We start from the raw sequence: 21,710 nt of genomic DNA on the forward strand, positions 1-21,710 counted from the left end.
TATTTTTGATGAAAGGAGTATGAGCGATGGAACTGCCATTATCGTTTTCTACGACGGTCGACTATGCCGCTTATGAGAAGCAGTTTAAAGCGCTTGGTGATCAGAAGCGGCTGCAGATTCTGCATCTATTATGCGAGCGCGGGGAGCTTTGCGTATGTGATTTAACGGAGCTTGTGCACTTGCCGCAGTCGAAGCTATCCTATCACGTGAAGCTGCTGCTGGATGCCGGACTGATCACGCGCGAGAAGCGTGGGACGTGGAACTACTATTCTGCGAATCCAGAAACGATGAATCACCTGTTTTCAGAGGAATTATGCTGCATCTTCCGCCCGGCCCCGTAAGCCGGGTACACATTTTGCCTGATACATCAATTTTATTTGATATAAGGAGGGTTCATCATGCTGATCGACACGCTGGCGTCGTTTGCCTCTATCATGTTGAAGCTCACAGCCTTGTTTATGATACTCTCGTTTATTCTTCATTTGCTTCAGGTATTTATTCCGTATCATAAGCTGGAACATTTACTGAGGCGGAACTCCGGCTTTCGCGGCGGAATGATCGCGCTTGTTTTCGCCTTTATGACACCGTTCTGCTCCTGTTCTACCGTTCCGATCGTCGTCCATTTATTAAAGAACAACATTCGCTTCGGTGTCGTTATGGTATTTTTGTTTGCTTCTCCTCTGCTCGATCCGACTATCTTAACCGTGATGACCGTGTTTATGGGCTGGGAAATAGCAGTCGCCTACACGCTCGTTACTGCCAGTTTTTCTTTAGCAATTGGTCTGATATTGGAACGTTTCGGCATGGAACGGGCGGTGAAGCAGGTTGTCATGATTGGCTACGATAATCGTCACAAAACGTTCTCGGTGAAACGCGCCTGGCTCGAGACGTGGGCGATGATGAAAACTGTTTTTCCTTATTTGACAATCGGCGCTGCCCTAGGAGCACTTTTGCACGGCGTCGTTCCAACTGTTTTCATCAGTACGTATTTAGGCGGCGATGCCTGGTGGCTCATTCCGGCTGCAGCGGTGATCGGCATCCCTCTCTATATCCGCCTTTCCACGATGATCCCGGTATCGCAGGTCATGATCGCCGGCGGCATGGCCGTCGGACCGGTGATGGCGATGCTGATCAGTTCAGCCGGAGCCAGTCTTCCGGAGCTCGTACTTTTAAAAACCATATTTAAAACAGAGCTGATCGTTACCTTTGTCCTCTCTGTTATTACGATGTCGACCGTGTCCGGATTTTTATTTTATCTCATATACGTATAGGAGGAATAAACAATGCTAAAAAAATGGATCAAACAGCTGCTCGGCGTTAAGTCCAACACACCGAAGAACTGCTGCAGGGTGGAGATTGAGGAAAAAAGCTGATCAGTAAAGAAAAGAGCCGCTCCCATAAGGGAACGGCTCAGGCTGTTTACAAAGTCAATCTACTTATATGTTTATTCGTTTAGTAGTATTTCATCTCTGTTTACCAAGCCTGCCGTGGGCTCACCTTCAACAGTTTCTCAGGGGGCATTTTCCGCAGGGGAAAAGGATCTGCTTATTGAAGAACAACGTCATAACAGGCGGAAACAACGCCTTTTTTGCTTTCATGGTAAAGATGTGAAAGCACCGGCCCCTATGCCGTTTCGTAACGTTTCTCCCTAAACGAAGGTTCTACCCGAATCAAGCAAGCTCGTGCCAATCATCACCAGGCGTTACACCCGTACTGTCAGCTGCCGACATCGAAGGTCCTCGACTCCAAGAGGATCAGAACGAGGCGAAGATCCACCGCTTCCGACAGCAGGAAGAAGCGGTTAGCTGAGCCCGTTCCCTCCGGAAAGCGAGTGTCCATCGATACAGGCAGATGCAGGGTGATTCACCTAAATGACGTTTTTCGCCCCTCTGAGCTGCTCCCATAACGGGAACGGTTTCTTATTAAACAAATAAGGAAATGGTAACACCGATCAAACCGATGAAGGCCATGATGTATACCGGTTTTTTCGGCATGTCGCCACCGTTTTCCATCGCGCGTCCGAACATGTAAAACACGAGCGGGTGCACAAGGAACGGCATCGAGAAGACGAACGGAATGAGCAGTGCTGCATTCTCTCCGAACATCCCTTCCTGAATCGCTGCAAACAGTCCGAAGTGCGAAATCGCGGAAGCCTGCGCCATCGCGGCATAGTCAATCGCGAGCGGCCCCATGTACAGAAACGCCAGTCCGCCGAACACCGCGCAAAGCTGCCAGCCGAAGGAGAACTGCATCAGCGACGTGACTTCGCGGCGATCCTCCCCTCCTGCTACGCGCAGGTTTTTCAGTGCCAGCACCGTCAGACCGAGGCCGATTGCAACGAGCAGAAGCGCCGGCCAGAGCCAGAGGCTTCCCTGCTCTGCACTTACCGCAAGGATTGAAAATACAAAAATGTGTCCGAAAAACGGAATGTTAATCATAATCGGCGCACGGCTTGCGGCCGTTTTTCCGAAGTCTCCGGCTGTACACGCGCCGGTAAGACCGGAGTGTGACAGCGCTCCTGCCATGCCCGGCGCCAGATTGCGGGCGTTCGTTGTCCGGGCAAAATACATGAGTAGTGCGATCCCGCCGAACATCCAGACGAGCTGGCCGAAGAAGCCGTAAACGAGCACGGCATTGACGCCCGGAATGTCGAATGCTTCGCCAATTCGCGAGCCGCCGACGAGAAAGTTCGCCGCAAGCACGATCGGAATCCCCGCAAATAAGAGCGAGCGCAACGTCGGACCGAACGTCCACTTATAGAAGACCGCTCCGATCGCAGCGGAAACCATCATCGCAAAGAAAATCTGCGGCAGTGCAATCAGCGGGGCCACAAGCTGGGCGATTAAATACGAAAGAAGCAGCACTGCAAGCAGCAGCGTAAGCTCTACCACACCTTTACGCAAATAGAGCGGCTTGTTCGTAATACGTGCCTTGTTGTCAATTAATATCAGTGATCCGATGATGCCGATGTAGGCGATAACAGGATAATAGCTGCTCAGTTCAGCAGTGCCCGTCCCCTGAATCGCATGCATCAGTCCGTACATGCCGAGCAGAATGAAAAGCGAGCGAACAATGAGAAACATTTGCGTACGCGTTGTACCGAGAATGACTTCCTCATCTGCCGGCGTGACCATGTCCTCCGCATCGAGCGATTTTCGCCCGAGAATTTTGCGCAGCTCCTGTCCGCCGACAAAAAACGAAGCGATCAGAGCGATGATCGTCGTCTGCGCCATAATGCCGACCATCGGGAATGCCGTCAGACCAGGATCGCTCACCCCGCTGTATTCAAGTAAAAAGCCCATCGCCAAACCGAACAGCACGACGATCAAAATAGGAGAATACCGAGTCCCGGCTACGACCGTTCTCGAAATCAGCACGATCGGAATCAGGAAAAACACGATAATCCAAAACTGGTTCAAAAAATCCAGGTTCGTCATAATAAGCTCTCGTTCCTTTCTAGTTAAACGTCCGCTCTCTAGCTTACCGCAGCCGGCGCAAACGCTCAACGATGCTAACCGCTTACATTGAAAAAAAGTCGCAACGAACTGTGAACACGCTGGATCTGCATGGAAAACTGGTGCTGTTTAGGAGAACATGATGTCGGAACTGCTTCCGGAGCCGGAAGCTTCCTTACGAAGGGTGTTGTTTGAGAAAGTGTTCATCTTCCTTTTCAAAATCATTAACTTCTCTTTGTAAATATTCAACTTTTCAGGTGAAAGCTTTAACTTCAGCATCGGTCTGTTTACGAGCATCAACTTTAATCTGCTATAACGAAGAAACGTTCATCTGCCGGACTAAAACGTTCATCTTTTCTGGAAAATGTTCAACTTTTCCGACTGGAGCAGATTGCTTCCGGGGGTCCGGAAGCTTCCTTTGAGGATCTTGATAAGTTGACGGCATCAAATAAAAACATGGACCCGTCAAATGATAAGTTCTTCGCTATGTAGAACGCCAAATGATAACAATGATAACGTTGAGACAGAGGATGAAATGTTTGCCTCGTCAATTAATAACTTTCTCTCCCCAAATGAAAACTTCCGCAACCGAAATGAAAACTTTCGCCCGCAGAAATGCCCGGAAGCGCATCGGCTCCCGGGCTTCTCTTTGCTTCTATATTACGACCATCTGGAGGTGACCATTTTGCGGCGCGTGTAGAAGTTAACGCCGTCCATGCCGTTTGCATGCAGATCTCCGTAAAATGATTTTTTCCAGCCGGAGAACGGGAAGAAGGCCATCGGCGCTGGTACGTTGACGTTCACGCCGAGCATGCCGACTTCGATGTCCTCTCGGTATTCGCGTACGGCAGCCCCGCTTGTCGTGTAGAGGACGGAGCCGTTTCCGAACTCGGATCGGTTCGTGAATTCGATCGCTTCTGTCAGATCCTTCACACGTACGATCGAGAGGACGGGAGCGAAAATTTCTTTCTCCCATACGTTCATATCAGACGTCACGTGGTCAAAGATGGTGGCTCCGAGGAAAAAGCCTGGCGGCAGCTCGCTCTTCACGTCTTCGCGTCCGTCGCGGACAAGCTTGGCGCCTTCTTCCACACCTTCTTCGATAGCTTGATGAACGCGCTCCAGGTGCGAGTCGCGGATCACCGGACCAAGGTTCACGTCCTTTTGCAGGCCGTCACCGAGCTTCAGCTGATCGGCTGCTTCAATGAGCCGGTTGACAACTTCATCAGCAATGTCCTCGGTTACGACAACGACTGCTGTTGCCATGCAGCGTTGACCGGCACTGCCAAACGCACCGCCGATGATGCCTTCAATTGTTTTATCCATCTCAGCATCGCCGAGCACGATGGAATGGTTCTTCGCTCCTGCCAGCGCCTGAACGCGTTTCCCATACTTTGTGCCAGTTGTATACACGTATTCTGCTACCGGCTGTGAGCCAACGAACGAGATCGCATCGACTTCATCATGTTCCAGCAAACCGTTCACGACATCGTGCGCACCGTGTACGATGTTGAGCACACCTTTCGGGAGACCGGCTTCCATAAACAGCTCAACAAGTCGTTCGGCAAGCAGCGGTGTCTGCTCGGACGGCTTCATGACAAATGAGTTGCCGCATGCAATCGCGAGCGGGAACATCCAGCACGGCACCATCATCGGGAAGTTGAATGGCGTAATGCCGCCGACGACACCGACCGGATAGCGGTACATACTCGATTCAATGTTTGTCGCAATTTCTGGAAGCACTTCGCCCTTCATTAAATGCGGGGCGCCTGAAGCGAATTCCACGCACTCAATCCCGCGCAGCACTTCCCCATAGGCATCTTCATACGTCTTGCCGTTTTCGATTGTAATTAATTCTGCGAGCTCTTCGTAGTGCTCCATCAGCAGCTGATGATACTTATAAAAAATACGGGACCGTTTCGGAACCGGCGTTTTTTTCCACAGTTTATATGCTTCCCTGGCGTTTTTCACAGCTTTATCGACGTCTTCTTTCGTAGAAAGCGGAACGCGGGCAATCTCTTCTCCAGTGGCCGGATTCGGCACGGACTGGTACTGCTCAGTCGATGATTCCACCCATTCTCCATTAATAAAGTTCTTCAATTGTTTTGCTGTTTGTACGGTCATGATTCATTCCTCCTTATTGGTTTTGCAGGCTTGCATACTGAAAGTCATACGCTTCTTTATACAAGTCGATAATTTCTTCCTTTGTAGGCACTTTCGGATTGTTTGCCGGGCTGCCGCTGTCGAGCGCATCGGACGCCATTTTATCCAGCACGCTCTGAAACTTATCTGCTTCCACACCCCACGCCTTCAAATTTGGTATAGAGAGCGTTTCGCACAGATGAAGAATTTCGGATACGACGTAATCAGCTGCTTCTGCATCTGTTGCTGCATCCAGCTCGTCAGATACGTAGCGCCCAATTGTAGCAAGGCGATCCGTGCAGCTTTCTTTTGCGTAGTTTAACAGCACCGGCAGCAGCATGGCGTTGGAAATGCCGTGCGGCACGTGGAACAGGGCGCCGATCGGCCGCGACATCCCGTGCACAAGACAAACCGATGAATTGGAAAAGGCCATTCCTGCCTGCATGGAGCCGTAAATCATATGATCACGGGCTTCGATATCCTTGCCGTTTTCAAATGCCTTCGGCAGATAGAGCATGATTCGTTTAATCGCAGAAAGCGCCAGCGCATCGGTAAATGCATGTGCTTTTTTGGAAATGAACGCTTCCACTGCATGCGTGAGCGCATCGACACCGGTAGCGGCAGTGATACTTTTGGGAGAAGATACGGTCAAATACGGATCGACGATCGCTTTTTCTGGCATGAATGCCGGCTGCTTAATCATCATTTTAACGTCGGTGCGTGTATTGGTAATCACGGTGACATCGGTCGCTTCCGAGCCTGTTCCGCCTGTGGTTGGAATGGCGGTCAACGGAAGCGGCGCGTTTGCAGCAAGGGTTTTTCCGCCCATGTAATCACTGATGTCTCCTTTATTTGTCGCAAGCACCGCGACCGCTTTCGCCGTATCAATACAGCTCCCGCCTCCAAGTGCGATAACCTGATCACATTGATGATCACGAATCAGCTGCAGCGCTTCTGCTACATAAACGTCCGTCGGCTCTGATGCGACGCCGAGATAGTCGGTGCAGGCTACATTTGCCTCCTTAAGAAAGGCGTGGCATTCCTCTACGTAGCCAAGTTTTTTCATGACCTCATCGCTGATCAGGAGGACACGTGAGCCGGACTTGGCTGCTTCTGTGCCGATGGCTGAAAAGCTGTTTTCTCCATAGAAAATGCTTTTGGGTAAGTGTACCGTTGAATATCCCAAAGATAGACCTCCTTTTCTTTTCTCATCTTCTAAAGAGATGCAAAAGCCATGCCAACTTTTCCTCTGCAGCCTTGTAAGCGGTTTTATGTGAAAGCGTATTCATTTATCAACGAGTGTAGCGAAACAGTGTAGCTTCATCGCTACACTTCAATGCCGTAACGCTTTATCTTTTTATGAAGCGTCGTTCTGTGAATACCGAGCTTTTCAGCTGCTTTCGTTTTGTTGCCGGCTGCTTCTTCCAGTACAGATTCAATCATGCTTTTTTCCCGGCTCTCCTGCCCTTCATGCAGCAGCGCTTTTGGCTCCGGATCCGCACCAGCCTGCACGGCATGCGGCAAATCATGCACCTCGACCGCCGAGCCGTCGGCAAGCGTCAGCACCTGCTCCAAGACATTGACTAGCTCACGGATGTTTCCCGGCCAGTCATAGCTTCTCAGCTTCTGCATCGCTTCTTTCGTGAACGTTTTCTGCTCCAGACTGTGCTTGTAGGCAAGCTTCGGAATGTAGTGCTGCACGAGCGCAGGTATGTCTTCCTTTCGTTCACGGAGCGTCGGCAGCTCCAGCTGAATCACGTTCAGGCGGTAATACAAATCTTTTCGAAACGTACCTTCCTCCACCTTCTTCAGCAGGTTTTGGTTCGTTGCCGTAATGATTCGGACGTCCAGCTGAATCACACGGCTGCCGCCTACACGCACAACAGATTCCTCCTCCAGCACGCGCAGTATTTTCGTCTGCATGTGCAGCGGCATATCGCCAATTTCATCGAGAAACAGCGTTCCTTTATGCGCCTGTTCAAACTTACCGCTCTGCCCGCCTTTTTTCGCTCCGGTAAACGACCCTTCCTCAAAGCCGAACAGCTCCGCCTCCAGCAGCTGGTCCGGAATCGCCGCGCAGTTTATGCTGACGTATGGGCCTTTGGCGCGCGGACTCATATTGCGGATCGCTTTTGCAAATACTTCTTTACCCGTGCCGCTTTCGCCGGTAATCATTACCGTCGCCTTCGTACGCGACGCTTTTCTGGCCCGGCTTTTCATCATCTGAATCGCATGACTTTCCCCAACCATATTTTCAAACGTGACGTCTTCATATTCAGGTGCTGCCTTTGCCGTTTCGGACAGCGTTTTTCCCTCTGCCTCCTGCTCCAAAATGTGGTAAAGCTCAGAAACTCCTTCAAAAATCAGCATTCCGATTGCACCGGTAATCTCATCGCCGCGCCAGATCGGTATTCGGTGCACAATCATTTTCTGTCCTTGAATGACCTGCGTCTGCGCACGCTCCGGAATTCCTGTTTCGACGACGCGATGCAGCTGCGTATTGTCGATGACGTCTGTAACGGCTCGCCCGATCACCTCTGCTTCAGGGGTGATGCCGAGAAAGCTGCGGTAAGCATCATTCATATGCACGATGTTCGCGTGCTGATCGACGACGGCGATGCCCTCGTAAGCCGTTTCAAACACGACCTGCAGAATTTCTTCATTCAGACGGCTTTCTGCTCGCAGCCGCTGCAGTTCACGAAGTACCTTTTCTCGTCTCAACAGTCCGGTGATATGACCATCTCCCTCGACTAATGCAGCCGTTTCCTCTGCCGGATACGTCGAAAGTGGATCGGAATCCGCAACGTAAACCGGCTTTAGCAAATAGGCATCCGGAATCGGTTCCTCCGGGTGCACGTCGTCGCGCTCTGCTGCCCGCAGAAGTTCAGGCGTGAGAAGCCACTGTTCTTCCCCGGTTTCCTCTGTCAGTAATACGAACTCGAGCGCACTTTTCGAAACAAGCTCTTTAAATGTGAGGGACCTTTTTAACGTATATATTTCTTCTGTATAAGAGGTTGAAAGCTGGTTATTGACTCTCACGATAATCACTCCTTTCTCTTTACACTCTAAAATATAGCAAATTTGGCATTTATCTTGCATGAATAGAAAGATGGGGCTGAACGATTTTTTGTAACCGCTCTCACTATTAGGAAGGAGGCTGCTTCATCATGCTTGGAATTTTATTAGGATTAATTACGATCATGGTCCTCGCCTATCTCGGCTGGTCCATCATCTGGGTGGCACCTATCGCAGCCGGTATTGTCGCTCTAACCGGAGGACTCGACCTGCTCGATGCCTATCGCGATACATATATGGGCGGGTTTGTCGGATTTGCACAGGATTGGTTTCCGGTCTTTATGCTCGGTGCCATTTTCGGAAAGCTGATGGACGTCACCGGAATGTCACGCTCTGTCGCAACGGCGATTACGAAAACGATCGGCGTCAAACGGGCGATTCTCGGTGTCGTCTTGTCTGCTGCAGCTTTAACGTACGGAGGTGTGAGCCTTTTCGTCGTCGTGTTCGCCGTCTATCCGCTCGCTCTCCCTTTATTCCGCGAGGCAAACATCCCGAGGCGCCTGATTCCGCCGACCATTGCACTCGGCGCACTGACGTTTACGATGACGGCGCTGCCCGGTTCGCCGCAAATCCAGAACCTGATTCCAACCGGCTACTATGGCACAAATGCGATGGCCGGTCCTGTAATGGGGTTAACAGCAGCGGCAGTGATGATGTTCGGCGGGTATTTTTACCTCCGCTGGCGCGAACAGAAGCTGCGTGAAGCGGGAGAGGTGTATACCGAGCCGAAGGAAAAACAGAAAAAAGCCGATGGAGAGATGCCGAGCATTCTTTTATCCTTTGTTCCTCTTGCACTCGTTATACTCACGCTGAACGTGTTCGGCTGGGACATCGTCGTCGCTCTTCTGACGGGGATCGCCTCCATTCTTCTATTTAACATCTCAAAATACGCGTCATTCGTGCAAGCCGTGAACGAAGGCGCCGGCGGCTCTGTAGTGGCGATCATTAACACAAGCGCCGCTGTCGGATTCGGAACGGTTGTGCAGGCAGTTCCGGGTTTTGATCGGCTGTCCGAGCTTGTCATGGGCATCCCCGGCAATCCGCTCATCTCCCAGGCGGTTGCCGTTAACCTGATGGCAGGCGCCACTGGCTCAGCCTCAGGCGGGATGGGCATCGCCCTTGAAGCGCTTGGTGCCCAGTATTTGGAGATGGCTAATCAGGCGGGCATTCCGCCGGAAGCGTTTCACCGCGTTGCTTCGATTGCGTCAGGCGGTTTAGACGCCCTGCCGCATAACGGCGCTGTATTAACGCTATTGGCAGTTACCGGCATGACCCATAAAGACAGCTATAAAGACATCTTCGTCGTAGCTGCCGCGATCCCGGTCGTATCGGTTGTGTTTGCGATTGGCGTGTATATGATCGGTTTGGTGTAAAATGATAGCAGCGCTGCTCATCTTTCCCGGAACAAATCGATGTAAAACAGCTTTTCGAAAGCATCGTTGTCTGACAGGCAGCGGTGCTTTTATTCATGCTTTTTTTAGACTGCAGGTACGTTCTCCCATAAACTTTTGTCACGAATGCACGGATCGCTTCCGGGCACCGGAAGCTTCCTTACGAAGGGTGTTGCTTGGGAAGGTGTTCATCTTTTCTGGTAAAATCATTATCTTTTCTATGAAGGTGTTCAACTTTTCAGGTGAAAGCTTTAACTTCGGCATCTAACTGTTTACGAGCATCAACTTCGAACTGCTATAACGAAGAAACGTTCATCTGCCGGACGGAAACGTTCATCTTTTCTGAAATATATTCAACTTTTCCAACTGGAGCAGATTGCTTCCGGACCCCGGAAGCTTCCTTTAAGGATCTTGATAAGTTGACGGCACCAAATGAAAAGTTGGCTCGGTCAACTAATAACTTTTTCGCTATATAGAACGCCAAATGATAACACTGATAACTTCGACGCAGAGGATGAAATGTTTGCCTCGTCATTTAATAACTTTCCCTCCCCAAATGAAAACTTCGTGAGCCAGAATGAAAACTTTCGTGTTACTTCGCCCCTCTCATTGCACACTGCAAAAAAACTCAGGAGCACATTGGCTCCTGAGCTTTTCATAGGAGAACAGAGATCTCCTTTGCAGATTGGTCGCGGTGACGATTGAAGTAGAATAAGTAGAGTGAATAGTAGAGTGAGTAAGAGTATTGAATCTGCTGTATGCTGTTGTACGGCTGCGAACCGGTTTATGCAAATGTTCCCTTCGGCTTCTCGGACACAGGTGACGTCGCTTCTTCTGTCGACGCTTGTCTGACCTGCCACTCCATGGTAGGACGGATCGATTTATTCAGCGCTGCTGCCATCAATTCCGCTTCCTCCTTCGAGTCAAAAACCTTCGGAATGTCCAACCCAGTATGAGTCAGTATTTCATCCGTTCCCCATCTGTTACGAAAAAGAATATACATGGTATCCCCTCCAAACGATGAGTATACTATTATGATAGTTGGAAGCGGACAGAAAGAAAAGTAAATCTTTTCTAATACATAATTTCACACAAAAAAGACGTTTATTCAACAAATAGTGATGAAAATGACCTGATAATCATCTATATAACCAGGCTTAAATACTTACAAATTTCCATTAAAGGGGTTGCTTTCGTATGAATCACACAAAAACGCGAATATAATATTCATTTTACAGGAATTTACGTACTATCAGCACACATGAAGGAGGGTTTCTAGTGAGCCGTTTAATAAGAGGCATTACACCGCTGTTTGCGGTCGTTATGATCGTCGGCGCTGCCATTTATTTTATTTACACAACGACGCAGGAGCATCCGATTGGCGGACCTGCACAAGTTGCTGTCGACATCCTGATTCTCGTCGTTCTTGCCCTGGGATTAGGGTCGTTGCTTTTTGCCAAAGTTTCAAAAGAAGAAGGCACGATGAAGCCGGTTAAAGAAGGCCGCGCTGAAACAGATGAGGAAAAGGCAGACGTTACGCACGATAAAGATAATGAGAATCGATAGCGATATTAAAAAGCTGCTGCCGTTTAATTGGCAGCAGCTTTTTTTAGGATTGCCTGCTCTCCAGCTTTCGGCAGGCTTCAAACACTCCTTGATAATGATCGTCATTTTCCGCGTCGAAGGCTTCATTCCGATAGACGAGTCTGCCGTCTCTGTGGATTAAGAAACAGGCACGGCTGGATACTTCGTCTTCGGGCTCTAAAACGCCAAAGTCACGAGCCGTTGTCTTATGCCAGTCGGCCAAAAGCGGATATGGAAGCGTCCCGAGCGTTGCCTCAAACACGTTTTGCGTGTACATATGATCGACGCTGATCCCGAGCACTTCAATCTGGCGTTCGTCAAAAAAATCGTAGGCCTCTTTCCAAGAGGTCAATTCTCTGATTCAGCCAGGGGTGAAGGCAAGCGGAAAAAACACGAGCAGCACATGCTTCTCCCCCGTATAATCAGAGAGCGCTATGCTTTTCCGCTTTGTGGATGGCAGCGTAAATTCCGGAACACGTTTTCCTTCTGATACTGTCATTTGATCACCTGCTTTCTAGTTGTCCCTATCGCCTCTGCTACCCACAATTTGCAAAGCGTTAACCTCCATTGCCAACATTAAGCCTAAAGCAGCAACTAAAAAAAATGTTGTGAAACTCTCCCTGCTAAAGCCACCTGTCTTTTTTGAGTCTTAAGCAATCTTTTTCTAAATATAAGGAATAACATAGTCTTATTTTTGATAAATATCTATACATTCCGTTTATTATTGCTTGAATCGGCAATGAGTATCGTGAATCAAATTTTAAAAGGAGGCTTACCATGAGTGTAATTAAAGAATTTATGAATACGGAAATTCAGTCTGCAGAAACAGATGCGACGCTGGAGGATCTTGCGAAGCTGATGGCGGAACACGACACCGGTTTTCTTCCAATTTTGAAAAATGAGAAGTACGCAGGGGTGGTAACGGATCGCGACATCGTCGTGAAAGGTCTAGCAAAAGGTTCGATCGACAAGGTTCGCGCAGAGGATATTATGAATGAAACCGTGATTACGGCTAACGCAGATATGGATTTGGAAGAAGCGTCGCTTTTAATGCAGAATCACCAAATTAAACGGCTGCTCGTAGTAGAGCACGATAAGGTACAGGGTATCGTCAGCTTAGGGGACATTGCGGCGGATGAAAATCCTGCTATTGCCGGAGGTGCACAGCAGGAAATTAAAAAAGGCGATGCTAACAACTAGTTCCATCGCCCATTCACGATCAGCCGACGTCATTCCGTCGGCTGATTTTTTTGTACCGGCTCAAACGGATAAAAGCCAGTGCGCTGCGTTTCGGCCAGATGTACAACCGGTTCTTCTGGAGTAAATCCATCGATAAAGTCAAACAATGAATTGTTGTACACTTCTATATCTGCATCCTTCACCTGCCAGACACCATGTTCAATAGGGCCTTTGTACAACTCTCCTTTAATGGTCGTAAACAGTGCATATCGTTCCATCAGAAATTCTGTCATCGGATGTTTTACCGCAGGATAAACGACATCCTTACTAGCCGCACTGACGGTGAATACAGCCGAATCTTTCTCCTTCCCTTTTCGGATGGAAGTGAAATCGCAGCCGTTTTCAGACGTGCGAATGTTCATAATCGCTTCATAATAAGGGAGCGACGTCAGCCATCTTGCTCCTTTTACGGCCGTAAGCGAGTTGGCATCCATCGTTAAAAAGTATACACCACGCTCCCCTTCGTAATTCACATACGTGCGGACGTTGAGTTCCAGAAAGGATGGTACGACAGAAATACCGCTTGCAAGCCGGATTTTATTTTCCGAAGCTTCAAAACTGACAATCCCGATCCAGGCACTTCCGTCGTACTCTTCAATGGTCAATTCATCAGGCACGTGCGGGCGGAGCAGTTCGACCGGAATACGGTAGTGTACAAACAGCGTATGCTTCCAGTCCTGTCGGCCAATCCAAAATCGTTTCATGGTTTAAGAACCCCTTTCGTATTCAATCTCTTTAAAAAGCAGGTGATCAGCTTGAACGGCTTATTTATTCTCAGTGGCATATTAGCGATTGTCACGTGCTTTTCCCATGCAGCCTGGGGGGAAAAACGTATTATTCAAAATCTGCGAAAATCAAATGCTACCTCGTTAACGAAAGCGTCCTTTCACGTCAGCTGGCATCAGCTTTCTGCCTTCCTGTTTGTGACCGGGTCTTTTCTAATCATGTATGGTCTCCAACTATCACTTGCCTTATTTGATTTCTTTATCGGCTACGTTATCAGCGTATTCCTAGTGCAAAATATCGTATTTATTGTGATTAACGTCCGTTTCTACCAGGAAACGCTGCTTGCTGCGCTCTATCCAGTCATCAACGTATTTGTGATGATCACCCTGCTGACAATCGGTACATTGCTCCTCTGATTTTTCATGGATAAATGGGAAAGCCGTCCATGGCTGGACGGCTATTTGATGCTTAATGGACTCAGCCATTATTAGTGACCGGACGGTGGGTATTGTTGCCGAGTACGTTACGCTTCAGATAAATATGGTACGGATATTCCATCACAGCAATCAAAATAGCTGAAACCGCCGCTCCCCATACAAGAACATCTGACTGCTGCGCAATCCAGGCTCCCATCGCCCATATAATCAAGAAGGATGCCGCGGCATCTCCTATACAGGCAGTCATGTTCGCCGTTTTCGGCATGATGGTGATGTCCCCAATATAAGCCAGGAGAGTGATCACTGCTGCAATCGTGACAGCAGTGCCAAATGTGAGGACTCCAAGAATTAAATCCATCACAATCCAGAGAACCAGTCCAATTCCAATAAATTTCAATGCAATCGCAATAAGGTGATCCATGTTTACTCCTCCTTCTTTTTAAAGATTTCTTTTAGCGAAGAAGTTTGCTGCTTCTCATCTTCGGTTGGGGGCGTATTATGCGTGAAATTGGGCACCGGCTGTAAGATCGGCTTTTCTGCATGCGGGGTTGGGTGCTCGACATACTCAAAAGTAGCGCCATCCGGTGCTTCCCCCTGAGACCAGACTTGATCATCTTTACTGGTACCGCTCGAAAAGTTCATATATTGATGCGAAAATTCTGTCGCTTCCCACTCCGACGGCACCGAACCTGGCGCGATTATTCCATCTTTTTCTTCCAATTCCTTCACAGCCGCCATCCATTGATTCTGATGCATCGTATCACGGGCCAGCAGAAAAGAGAGCATTTCTCTGACTCCGGAATCACTCGTCATCTCATACAGACGAGCCACCTGAAGACGTCCCTGTGATTCTGCGTTCACGTTTGCACGCATATCGGTTAGTAAATTGCCACTTGCCACGATGTAACCAGCGTTCCAAGGCACACCAGCGCTATTTTCAGGAGTTGCGCCTAAGCCGGACACAATAGCATGATGAGGATTCATGCCGGACAGCACGGCTCCAATCACCGGATCTTTTGCTGCTTGATCCAGCTGATCTAAAGGAGCATTTTCCAATAGACGGGCTATCATGGTAGCGATCATTTCAATATGGCCGAGTTCTTCCGTACCAGTGCTCATCACAAGATCTTTATACTGTTCGTTTCCTCTCGTATTAAAACCTTGAAATAAATACTGCATCGCAACCGACATTTCACCGAACTGACCGCCAAGAATCTCCTGAAGGTGCTTAGCCATGACTGGGTCTGGTTTATCAGGTTTTGCATGAAACTGAAGCTCTTTCTGATGGTAGAACATTGCAAGGACCTCCTTTTTATATGACAATTACCGATCGAGCTTCTTAAATAGTTTGTCAACTTTCTCGACATCATGTTCCTGCTGCTTATTCAGGTCATACGCATAATAGTATCCCTTTTTGTTTAAAAACTGCGCTAACTTTTGATGCATCTCAATCGCTTTATCCAACTGGGCCTTTAACAACTTGTGGATATCTGGCGAAGCCGTTTCAGTAATCGCTACGCTGTACGTGCGGACAGCCTGCTTCGCGGTTAGCAGCATTTCTGTTGAAATTACTTCATCGGTAATACCGTTTTAGGATTAGTCATCACTTATCCCCTCCTAGTTAGATTGACTGATTAGCTGCTGAAGTTCTTTAACTGCATTTTCGCCTTCATCAATGCCTTCCTGCAGAAGCTCCTTTAGCTCCTCGTTAACAGCTGCATCGTACATCACATAGCCTTTCGCTAGAGCAGATGTTTTCAGCGTCAGCACTTCATGCACTTCGATCATCTCGTGCGGAGCATATTGGTGTCGGGCCATATTGCTCAACCTCCCTTCTTGTATTAGCTGTGAGCTTTCAAAAGCCGCCATTCCTGATAAATTCAATTTATAAACATTAATACCAAAAATAGTTAGGACGACTTATTTTATTGAAATAGCATTGCTTCCTTTTTGCTCGTCTTCTATGCTCACACTAATACGAAAGCGAGGTGATAGAGATGAGCGATCGAAAAAAGCTGACGAAAAAGCAGGAGCAGGAAGAATCCAAAGAACAGCGCATTAAGCAGAAAGATCCGGATCAGGATGAGAGCCCTCAGCGTGAAAATACAGATGACAAATCTGAGAAAAACAACCGTTAAACGAGTGTTTGAAAACAATTTGAGCATTTTTTGTAGCCACTCGAGAGCAGATAATCAATATACTTCTCACTCGTCGAACCGTTCCACGAAGATTGTGGGGCGGTTTTTTGTTGTGCTGTTAAACATTTATCTCCAGCAAACTTCGAATGATGAATTGTGTTATTTAAGTCGTCGACTAGAAATGTCATATACACCTCTCTTTGCATATAATTTGTATATTATTGTGGGATTGTCTCGTAAACATGCGCTTATTATGTTGAAATGTCAACGACTTAGCGGAATTTTCTGATAATAAAGCAGTATCTATCATGACTTAATACCTAGCAAAAATATGATTAATTAGATGATGGGATTTATTTGTAACTTGATTGTAATACAATGTAAGCCATAAGTTTGTTTTTTTACTATTCTCGTTAAATCCCCTCTATACGAGGTGTACACACGTTGTACGGCACAGTCTGTAAGGTTTTCAATAGACTATAATCGGTTACACTACGAATAGAACCGCTATATAGACTTGGTTCATTAGTAATAATTTATGTAACCAGCTTACAGTATGTAAGTTAAAGACAAAAAATGTCTTTTTATTCGAAAAAGCGAATATGTTATTTCAGAAAAGGAGGTCTTGTCATAAAAGGCTGTGCTTGCTCTCAGTACCAGATAGACAAGGAAGAATACATCTAAAAACTATCTCAATATTCAATCTTTTGTTTATTATTCAATTGGTTACCCTGTAAACACGAAAGGAGAAGTTCCTACATGCCTTTCCGCATGCCAACCAATTCAACATCCTATTGGTTACGCCAAGCTTTGCCTTCTTTCTCCAGTACCTTTGACAAAAATCACTCTGACGTTGCGGTTATTGGCGGCGGCCTGACCGGCTTATTAGCCGCTTACTATACCGCTTTACACGGTAAACAAGTCACGTTAATTGAAGCCGATCGACTTGGAGAGGGAACAACCGGCAATACCACTGCCAAAATATCTGCTCAGCACGGAATGATGTATCACAAACTGATGAGCACAAAAGGAGCCGATACAGCCAAACGTTATTTCGATGCCCAGCAACAGGCGGTCGCAGACTTTCAGCTTTTAGTGGAGCGCCATGCGATCGACTGTGAGTTTGAGAAACAGGAGGCAACGTTGTTTGCCCAGACTAACCAGGGGGCAGAATTGCTGCAAGAGGAAGCTGAGGCCTACCGGCAGCTGCACATTCCTGGTACGTATGCAGAAGAAGGAGACTGGCCCGTGCCGGTAAAGGCTGCGCTCAGTATGCCGGACCAGGCCCAGTTTCATCCGGTCAAATTTTTAGCGTTTCTCATATCCAGGCTGATGGATTTAGGCGTGACAATTTGCGAGAACACCCGCGTTACCGACGTCAACGGGGAGAATCCTGTCTCCCTCTCACTGGAATCCAACCGCACCATTACCGCCGATAAAGTCGTGATGGCGACGCATGTGCCGTTTAAGGATTCGCTTGGCTTCTATTTTGCAAGACTTCATCCGGAGCGCTCCTATACGATTGCGGTTGAAACCGACAAGTCGCTCCACCAGCATATGATGCTTGGCATTGACGGCTCTAAATTGTCGCTCCGGGAAGCAACTATTGATGGAAAACGCCATGTGCTTGTCGGCGGCCAAGGACATAAAACGGGCACCAAGGATGCCGCAGAGGCATATGAAGCGCTTGCTGAGCAGGCTTTTTATCAATTAGGTTCTGACAAAGCCTCTTATCGCTGGTCTGCTCAGGATCTTACGTCGCTTGATGGTATTCCATATATCGGCCGCATCACGAAAAATCATCCGGATATATATGTTGCGACCGGTTATAAAAAATGGGGGATGACAAACAGCTTTGTGGCAGCGAGGATCATCACGGATGCTATAAATGAAAAGACACACCCTTATGAAGATCTGTTTGATCCGGCCCGCTCCCATATTACAAAGGAGGCAGGAGCAAAGCTTATAAAGGAGACGACAAGCGATGCGAAAGAGTTTGTTCATTCCAATCTTCCTGGAAAGCGCGAAAATCCGGTAGAACTTCAGCCTGATGAAGGCAAACTGATGCGCGCGGCGGACGGCAATGTGGCTGCTTACCGGGATGAAAAGGGCCTGCTCTATCAGCTGGATCCAACGTGTACGCACATGAAATGCGGTGTTGTCTGGAACGCAGCTGAACGAAGCTGGGACTGCCCGTGCCACGGATCCCGTTTTGATTACCGGGGCGAGGTGATCGAAGGGCCTGCTGTTAAACCGCTGGCTCGCAAAGACTAATAACGTTTCGGAGGGATTCGCTTTGACTAAAAAAATACCGCGTACGAAGGAACTGGACAGTACAGCTGCACTAGTGAAAGAAGGGTTTCTATTTTTTGAAAATCGGAGAAAAAAGCTCCGCTCCGACATGTTTGAAACACGTCTGATGGGAAAGAAAACGCTCGTATTTCGCGGTGAGGAAGCGGCCAAGCTGTTTTACAACGAATCGAAGTTTCAGCGAAAAAAAGCTATCCCAAAGCCGCTCCGCCAAACACTGACTGGCGAAGGTGCGATTCATGGAACGGACGATACGCATCATAAACAGCGTAAGCGCATGTTTTTATCGATGATGACACCGGAGCGAATTGAAGAGATGAAGCGAATTTCGTTAGAGGAGCTGGAGGCGCGCACGGAGCAATGGACCAACATGGATCAGGTCGTTTTATACGATGAAATGGAGCTGATCCTGACCCGTGCTGCATGCCGCTGGGCCGGAGTCCCGCTTAAGGAGGAAGAAGCCGTAAGCCGCGCTAGGGAAATGGGGGCCATGGTCGATTCCTTCGGCGGACATCCTGCTCAATTTAAAAAAGGCAAAAAAGCCCGTGAAAGCCATGAAGACTGGCTTAAAGATGTCATCAGGCAAGTTCGTCGAAATAAGCTGCACGCCCCCCCGTACACACCAGCTTACATTGTCGCTCACCATCGCGATGATAAAGGCAAAAAGCTGGATGTGCACACGGCAGCTGTCGATTTAAGCAACGCATTCCGTCCGCTCATTGCAGCAGCTTATTTTCTCGTTTTTGGTGCATTAGCCATTCATGAAAATCCTGAAATCAAACGCAGATTGCAGCATAACACAGATGAATACGGGCAAATGTTCACCCAGGAAGTGCGTCGCTTCTATCCATTTGCCCCTGCGATGGGAGCTGTCGCAAGAGAAACTTTTGAGTGGAACGGTTACACCTTTAAAAAAGGTCAGCTCTGTATATTGGACTTCTATGGGACAAATCATCATCCTTCCCACTGGGAAAAGCCGGAAGAATTTCGTCCGGAGCGCTTTAAGGACTGGAAAGAGAGTCCGTTTTCTTTTATTCCGATGGGCGGCGGTGATCACCACTCCGGGCATCGCTGTGCCGGAGAATGGATAACGGTCATGGTGATGAAGACCTTTTTTGAATATATCACGACGCAAATCCGCTACGACGTTCCGGAGCAGCAGCTGGATTACGATTTAAAGCGGATGCCGACCTTGCCAAAAAGCAGATTTGTGGTGACGAACGTCGCAAAGATCGATCAGCCGCTCCGCAATATCATTGATCATAACCGACAGCAAACCGTTATTTATTCGTAAATGAGGGATGCCGAATGGGTAGAAAACCGAATCCAATGGAAAAAAGAGCTGGCAGCGGTGAGTGGCTGACGGATCACGTATATTATTTTACTCATCAGATAGTGAACGTCTTTTTCATTCTCGACGAGCACGACCCTGACACCTGGGTTATCGTCGATGCCGGGATGCCCCGTTCGGCGAGCCGAATTATCCGGGAAGCAGCAAACGTGTTTGGAAAAGACGCTGAGCCATCGGCTTTGTTCCTTACTCACGGGCACTTCGACCACACAGGAGGAATAAAGGAACTTGTGGAAAGGTGGCAGATGCCGGTTTTTGCACATCGGGAGGAACTTCCTTACGTGCTCAATCAACGACCATATCCGGCGCCGGATCCGACAGTACAAGGAGGCTTGATCGCAAAAGCCTCCCGCTTCTTCCCTCGGTATAGCTATATGCCGCCACAAGGAGCAAAAGCACTTCCTGAAGATGGATCTGTGCCATATTTAGACGACTGGAGAGTGATTCATACTCCTGGTCACACGCCCGGCCACGTCTCGTTTTATCACGGATTATCCCGGACACTGATTGCCGGAGACGCTGTCTGCACCGTTAAACAGGATCGCCTCCTGGATGTTGTGACCCAGGATCAACATGTCACTGTTCCACCGGTCTATTTTACCCCGGACTGGGAGGAAGCAGAACGCTCCCTGAAACGGCTTGCGGAGCTTTCTGTCCATCATCTCGGAGCCGGTCATGGCACAGCACTTCATGGTTGTACAGTCTCGAAAGCTATACGAAACCTTTCCGACCACTTTCAAGAAGAGTGTCCGAAGAAAGGACGCTATCTACCACGATAATCAGGGAGGTTGTCAGCATGAATCTATTGATCACGTCCTCAGCAAGAAGATTGGATGTAATTACATTTTTCAAAGAAGCTTTTAAAAGCCAGAATGTTTCCGGGGAGGTGGTCGTCTGTGACAGCCAATACAATGCCCCCTCTCTTCAAGTAGCGGATAAAAGCTATGTCGTACCGGAATACAATGATCAAATGTATGTCGAAGCGCTATTGCACATTTGCAAAAAAGAAGCGATAAAATCTGTTTTTCCTCTGAATGATTTAGAGATTCACCTGCTTGCTGAAAATAAGAACCGCTTTCACCGTATCGGAACACAGCTGCTAGTGCCGGATGCTGCGGTTGTTAGAAAAGTTCGGGATAAAGCAGCTTACAGCGATTTACTGACGTTCAGCAACGTCCGAACACCAAAAACGTTTATTTCCATGAATGAGGTGCACGAGGCTCTTACCAACGGAGAGATCTCCTATCCGCTAGTGTTGAAGCCCCGCAACGGTTCTGCTTCATTCGGTATTTTATTTGCTCGAAACAGCGATGATTTGTACTATGCGTACCGGTATGTGAAAGAGGAAGTTCTTCAGTCTCCACTCGGAAAAGAATATAATATTCCGCCTGAACAGGCCGTGGTCATACAGGAAGTCGTCGATGGGGAGAAATACAGCGTTGATGTGATCAACGACTTACATGGGAATTATTTAACGACGCTCGTCAGAAAACAACTGGCGATGAGAGCGGGGGACGTGGACCGCTGCATTACAGTAAGAGATAGGAAATTGGAGCTTCTGGGAGAAAAAATCGGCACGACGCTTCAGCACAGAGGATACCTCAATACAGACGTGTATGTTGATGAACAAGGTCCATGTGTGATTGATATTAATCCACGCATGGGAGGAGGGTACAGTTTTTCCCATATGAGCGGAGCAGATATTCCTGCAGCGATCACTGCGCTTCTCTCTGGCGGTCCGATACAGCCGGAATGGCTTACTCACGACCACCAAAAAGAATTCGCCCGCTATGATGCAGTGACGGAGATTAATCGTACCAACGACAAATCAGCTACTAACATTCAAGCACTTAGTTAATGAA

The 21,710-nt window shown here is 48.2% G+C and carries 22 protein-coding genes; 11 read left to right on the plus strand and 11 right to left on the minus strand.

All coding sequences use genetic code 11. The features are described from left to right. The first annotated feature begins 26 nt into the window (after positions 1-26). Together ACFO4L_RS11955 and ACFO4L_RS11960 are read left to right on the plus strand one after the other, a co-directional pair. Positions 27-341, plus strand: a complete 315-nt coding sequence (locus ACFO4L_RS11955) for an ArsR/SmtB family transcription factor (RefSeq protein ID WP_377909906.1) — start codon at positions 27-29, stop codon at positions 339-341. A gap of 57 nt (positions 342-398) precedes the next feature. Beyond that, a complete protein-coding gene (locus ACFO4L_RS11960; protein ID WP_377909907.1) occupies positions 399-1,271 on the plus strand; it encodes a permease in 873 nt (290 codons plus the stop codon). A gap of 651 nt (positions 1,272-1,922) precedes the next feature. Here the strand turns inward: ACFO4L_RS11960 and ACFO4L_RS11965 are convergent. The 4 genes from ACFO4L_RS11965 to ACFO4L_RS11980 all read right to left on the minus strand — a co-directional run bounded on the left by ACFO4L_RS11965 (position 1,923) and on the right by ACFO4L_RS11980 (position 8,636). After that, positions 1,923-3,437, minus strand: a complete 1,515-nt coding sequence (locus ACFO4L_RS11965; RefSeq protein WP_377909908.1) for a hypothetical protein — start codon at positions 3,435-3,437, stop codon at positions 1,923-1,925. Between the two features lie 678 nt (positions 3,438-4,115). Beyond that, a complete protein-coding gene (locus ACFO4L_RS11970; RefSeq protein WP_377909909.1) occupies positions 4,116-5,579 on the minus strand; it encodes a CoA-acylating methylmalonate-semialdehyde dehydrogenase in 1,464 nt (487 codons plus the stop codon). A 13-nt stretch (positions 5,580-5,592) separates the two neighbouring features. Then, complete coding sequence (locus ACFO4L_RS11975; RefSeq protein WP_377909910.1) at positions 5,593-6,783, minus strand: iron-containing alcohol dehydrogenase; 1,191 nt, start codon at positions 6,781-6,783, stop codon at positions 5,593-5,595. 140 nt (positions 6,784-6,923) lie between these two features. Further along, positions 6,924-8,636, minus strand: a complete 1,713-nt coding sequence (locus ACFO4L_RS11980) for a sigma-54 interaction domain-containing protein (protein ID WP_377909911.1) — start codon at positions 8,634-8,636, stop codon at positions 6,924-6,926. Positions 8,637-8,764: 128 nt separating this feature from the next. Here ACFO4L_RS11980 and ACFO4L_RS11985 point away from each other — a divergent pair, with 128 nt between their 5' ends. Beyond that, positions 8,765-10,045, plus strand: a complete 1,281-nt coding sequence (locus ACFO4L_RS11985) for a GntP family permease (RefSeq protein ID WP_377909912.1) — start codon at positions 8,765-8,767, stop codon at positions 10,043-10,045. An 802-nt stretch (positions 10,046-10,847) separates the two neighbouring features. Here the strand turns inward: ACFO4L_RS11985 and ACFO4L_RS11990 are convergent. Next, entirely contained in the window at positions 10,848-11,066 is a 219-nt protein-coding gene (locus tag ACFO4L_RS11990; RefSeq protein ID WP_377909913.1) for a hypothetical protein, read from the minus strand. A 275-nt stretch (positions 11,067-11,341) separates the two neighbouring features. Here ACFO4L_RS11990 and ACFO4L_RS11995 point away from each other — a divergent pair, with 275 nt between their 5' ends. Then, entirely contained in the window at positions 11,342-11,629 is a 288-nt protein-coding gene (locus ACFO4L_RS11995) for a hypothetical protein (RefSeq protein ID WP_377909914.1), read from the plus strand. 43 nt (positions 11,630-11,672) lie between these two features. On the opposite strand, the gene ACFO4L_RS12000 is transcribed toward ACFO4L_RS11995, so the two are convergent. Further along, complete coding sequence (locus tag ACFO4L_RS12000; protein WP_377909915.1) at positions 11,673-12,146, minus strand: redoxin domain-containing protein; 474 nt, start codon at positions 12,144-12,146, stop codon at positions 11,673-11,675. 278 nt (positions 12,147-12,424) lie between these two features. Here ACFO4L_RS12000 and ACFO4L_RS12005 point away from each other — a divergent pair, with 278 nt between their 5' ends. After that, positions 12,425-12,847, plus strand: coding sequence for a CBS domain-containing protein (locus ACFO4L_RS12005; RefSeq protein WP_377909916.1), 423 nt, complete (start codon positions 12,425-12,427; stop codon positions 12,845-12,847). Between the two features lie 29 nt (positions 12,848-12,876). Here ACFO4L_RS12005 and ACFO4L_RS12010 read toward each other — a convergent pair whose 3' ends face one another. Further along, on the minus strand, positions 12,877-13,590 hold the full coding sequence (locus tag ACFO4L_RS12010; RefSeq protein ID WP_377909917.1) for a YqjF family protein: 714 nt from the start codon (positions 13,588-13,590) through the stop codon (positions 12,877-12,879). A 51-nt stretch (positions 13,591-13,641) separates the two neighbouring features. Between ACFO4L_RS12010 and ACFO4L_RS12015 the strand changes: the two genes are divergently transcribed. Then, complete coding sequence (locus ACFO4L_RS12015) at positions 13,642-14,028, plus strand: hypothetical protein (protein ID WP_377909918.1); 387 nt, start codon at positions 13,642-13,644, stop codon at positions 14,026-14,028. Positions 14,029-14,089: 61 nt separating this feature from the next. Here the strand turns inward: ACFO4L_RS12015 and ACFO4L_RS12020 are convergent, their stop codons facing one another. The 4 genes from ACFO4L_RS12020 to ACFO4L_RS12035 are packed head-to-tail and all read right to left on the minus strand — an operon-like array spanning position 14,090 to position 15,867. Next, on the minus strand, positions 14,090-14,470 hold the full coding sequence (locus tag ACFO4L_RS12020) for a DUF2512 family protein (RefSeq protein ID WP_377909919.1): 381 nt from the start codon (positions 14,468-14,470) through the stop codon (positions 14,090-14,092). A gap of 2 nt (positions 14,471-14,472) precedes the next feature. Beyond that, a complete protein-coding gene (locus tag ACFO4L_RS12025) occupies positions 14,473-15,345 on the minus strand; it encodes a manganese catalase (protein ID WP_377909920.1) in 873 nt (290 codons plus the stop codon). A gap of 27 nt (positions 15,346-15,372) precedes the next feature. Further along, entirely contained in the window at positions 15,373-15,633 is a 261-nt protein-coding gene (locus tag ACFO4L_RS12030; RefSeq protein WP_377910318.1) for a spore coat protein, read from the minus strand. A 33-nt stretch (positions 15,634-15,666) separates the two neighbouring features. Beyond that, complete coding sequence (locus ACFO4L_RS12035) at positions 15,667-15,867, minus strand: spore coat protein (protein WP_377909921.1); 201 nt, start codon at positions 15,865-15,867, stop codon at positions 15,667-15,669. Positions 15,868-16,046: 179 nt separating this feature from the next. Here ACFO4L_RS12035 and ACFO4L_RS12040 point away from each other — a divergent pair, with 179 nt between their 5' ends. From ACFO4L_RS12040 to ACFO4L_RS12060, 5 genes are all read left to right on the plus strand, one after another. Then, a complete protein-coding gene (locus ACFO4L_RS12040) occupies positions 16,047-16,187 on the plus strand; it encodes a hypothetical protein (protein ID WP_377909922.1) in 141 nt (46 codons plus the stop codon). Positions 16,188-16,946: 759 nt separating this feature from the next. After that, entirely contained in the window at positions 16,947-18,461 is a 1,515-nt protein-coding gene (locus ACFO4L_RS12045; RefSeq protein WP_377909923.1) for an FAD-dependent oxidoreductase, read from the plus strand. 22 nt (positions 18,462-18,483) lie between these two features. Continuing rightward, the gene (locus ACFO4L_RS12050; protein ID WP_377909924.1) at positions 18,484-19,791 is read left to right on the plus strand and encodes a cytochrome P450; all 1,308 of its coding nucleotides are present in this window, start codon (positions 18,484-18,486) and stop codon (positions 19,789-19,791) included. Between the two features lie 14 nt (positions 19,792-19,805). Beyond that, positions 19,806-20,627 carry an MBL fold metallo-hydrolase gene (locus ACFO4L_RS12055; protein WP_377909925.1) on the plus strand — a complete coding sequence of 274 codons (822 nt, stop codon included), beginning with the start codon at positions 19,806-19,808 and terminating at the stop codon, positions 20,625-20,627. Between the two features lie 17 nt (positions 20,628-20,644). Next, on the plus strand, positions 20,645-21,706 hold the full coding sequence (locus tag ACFO4L_RS12060) for an ATP-grasp domain-containing protein (protein WP_377909926.1): 1,062 nt from the start codon (positions 20,645-20,647) through the stop codon (positions 21,704-21,706). The last annotated feature ends 4 nt before the right edge of the window (positions 21,707-21,710 follow it).

The sequence above is a fragment of the Bacillus daqingensis genome (assembly GCF_042654445.1).
GTDB classification, from domain to species: domain Bacteria; phylum Bacillota; class Bacilli; order Bacillales; family Salisediminibacteriaceae; genus Alkalicoccus; species Alkalicoccus luteus.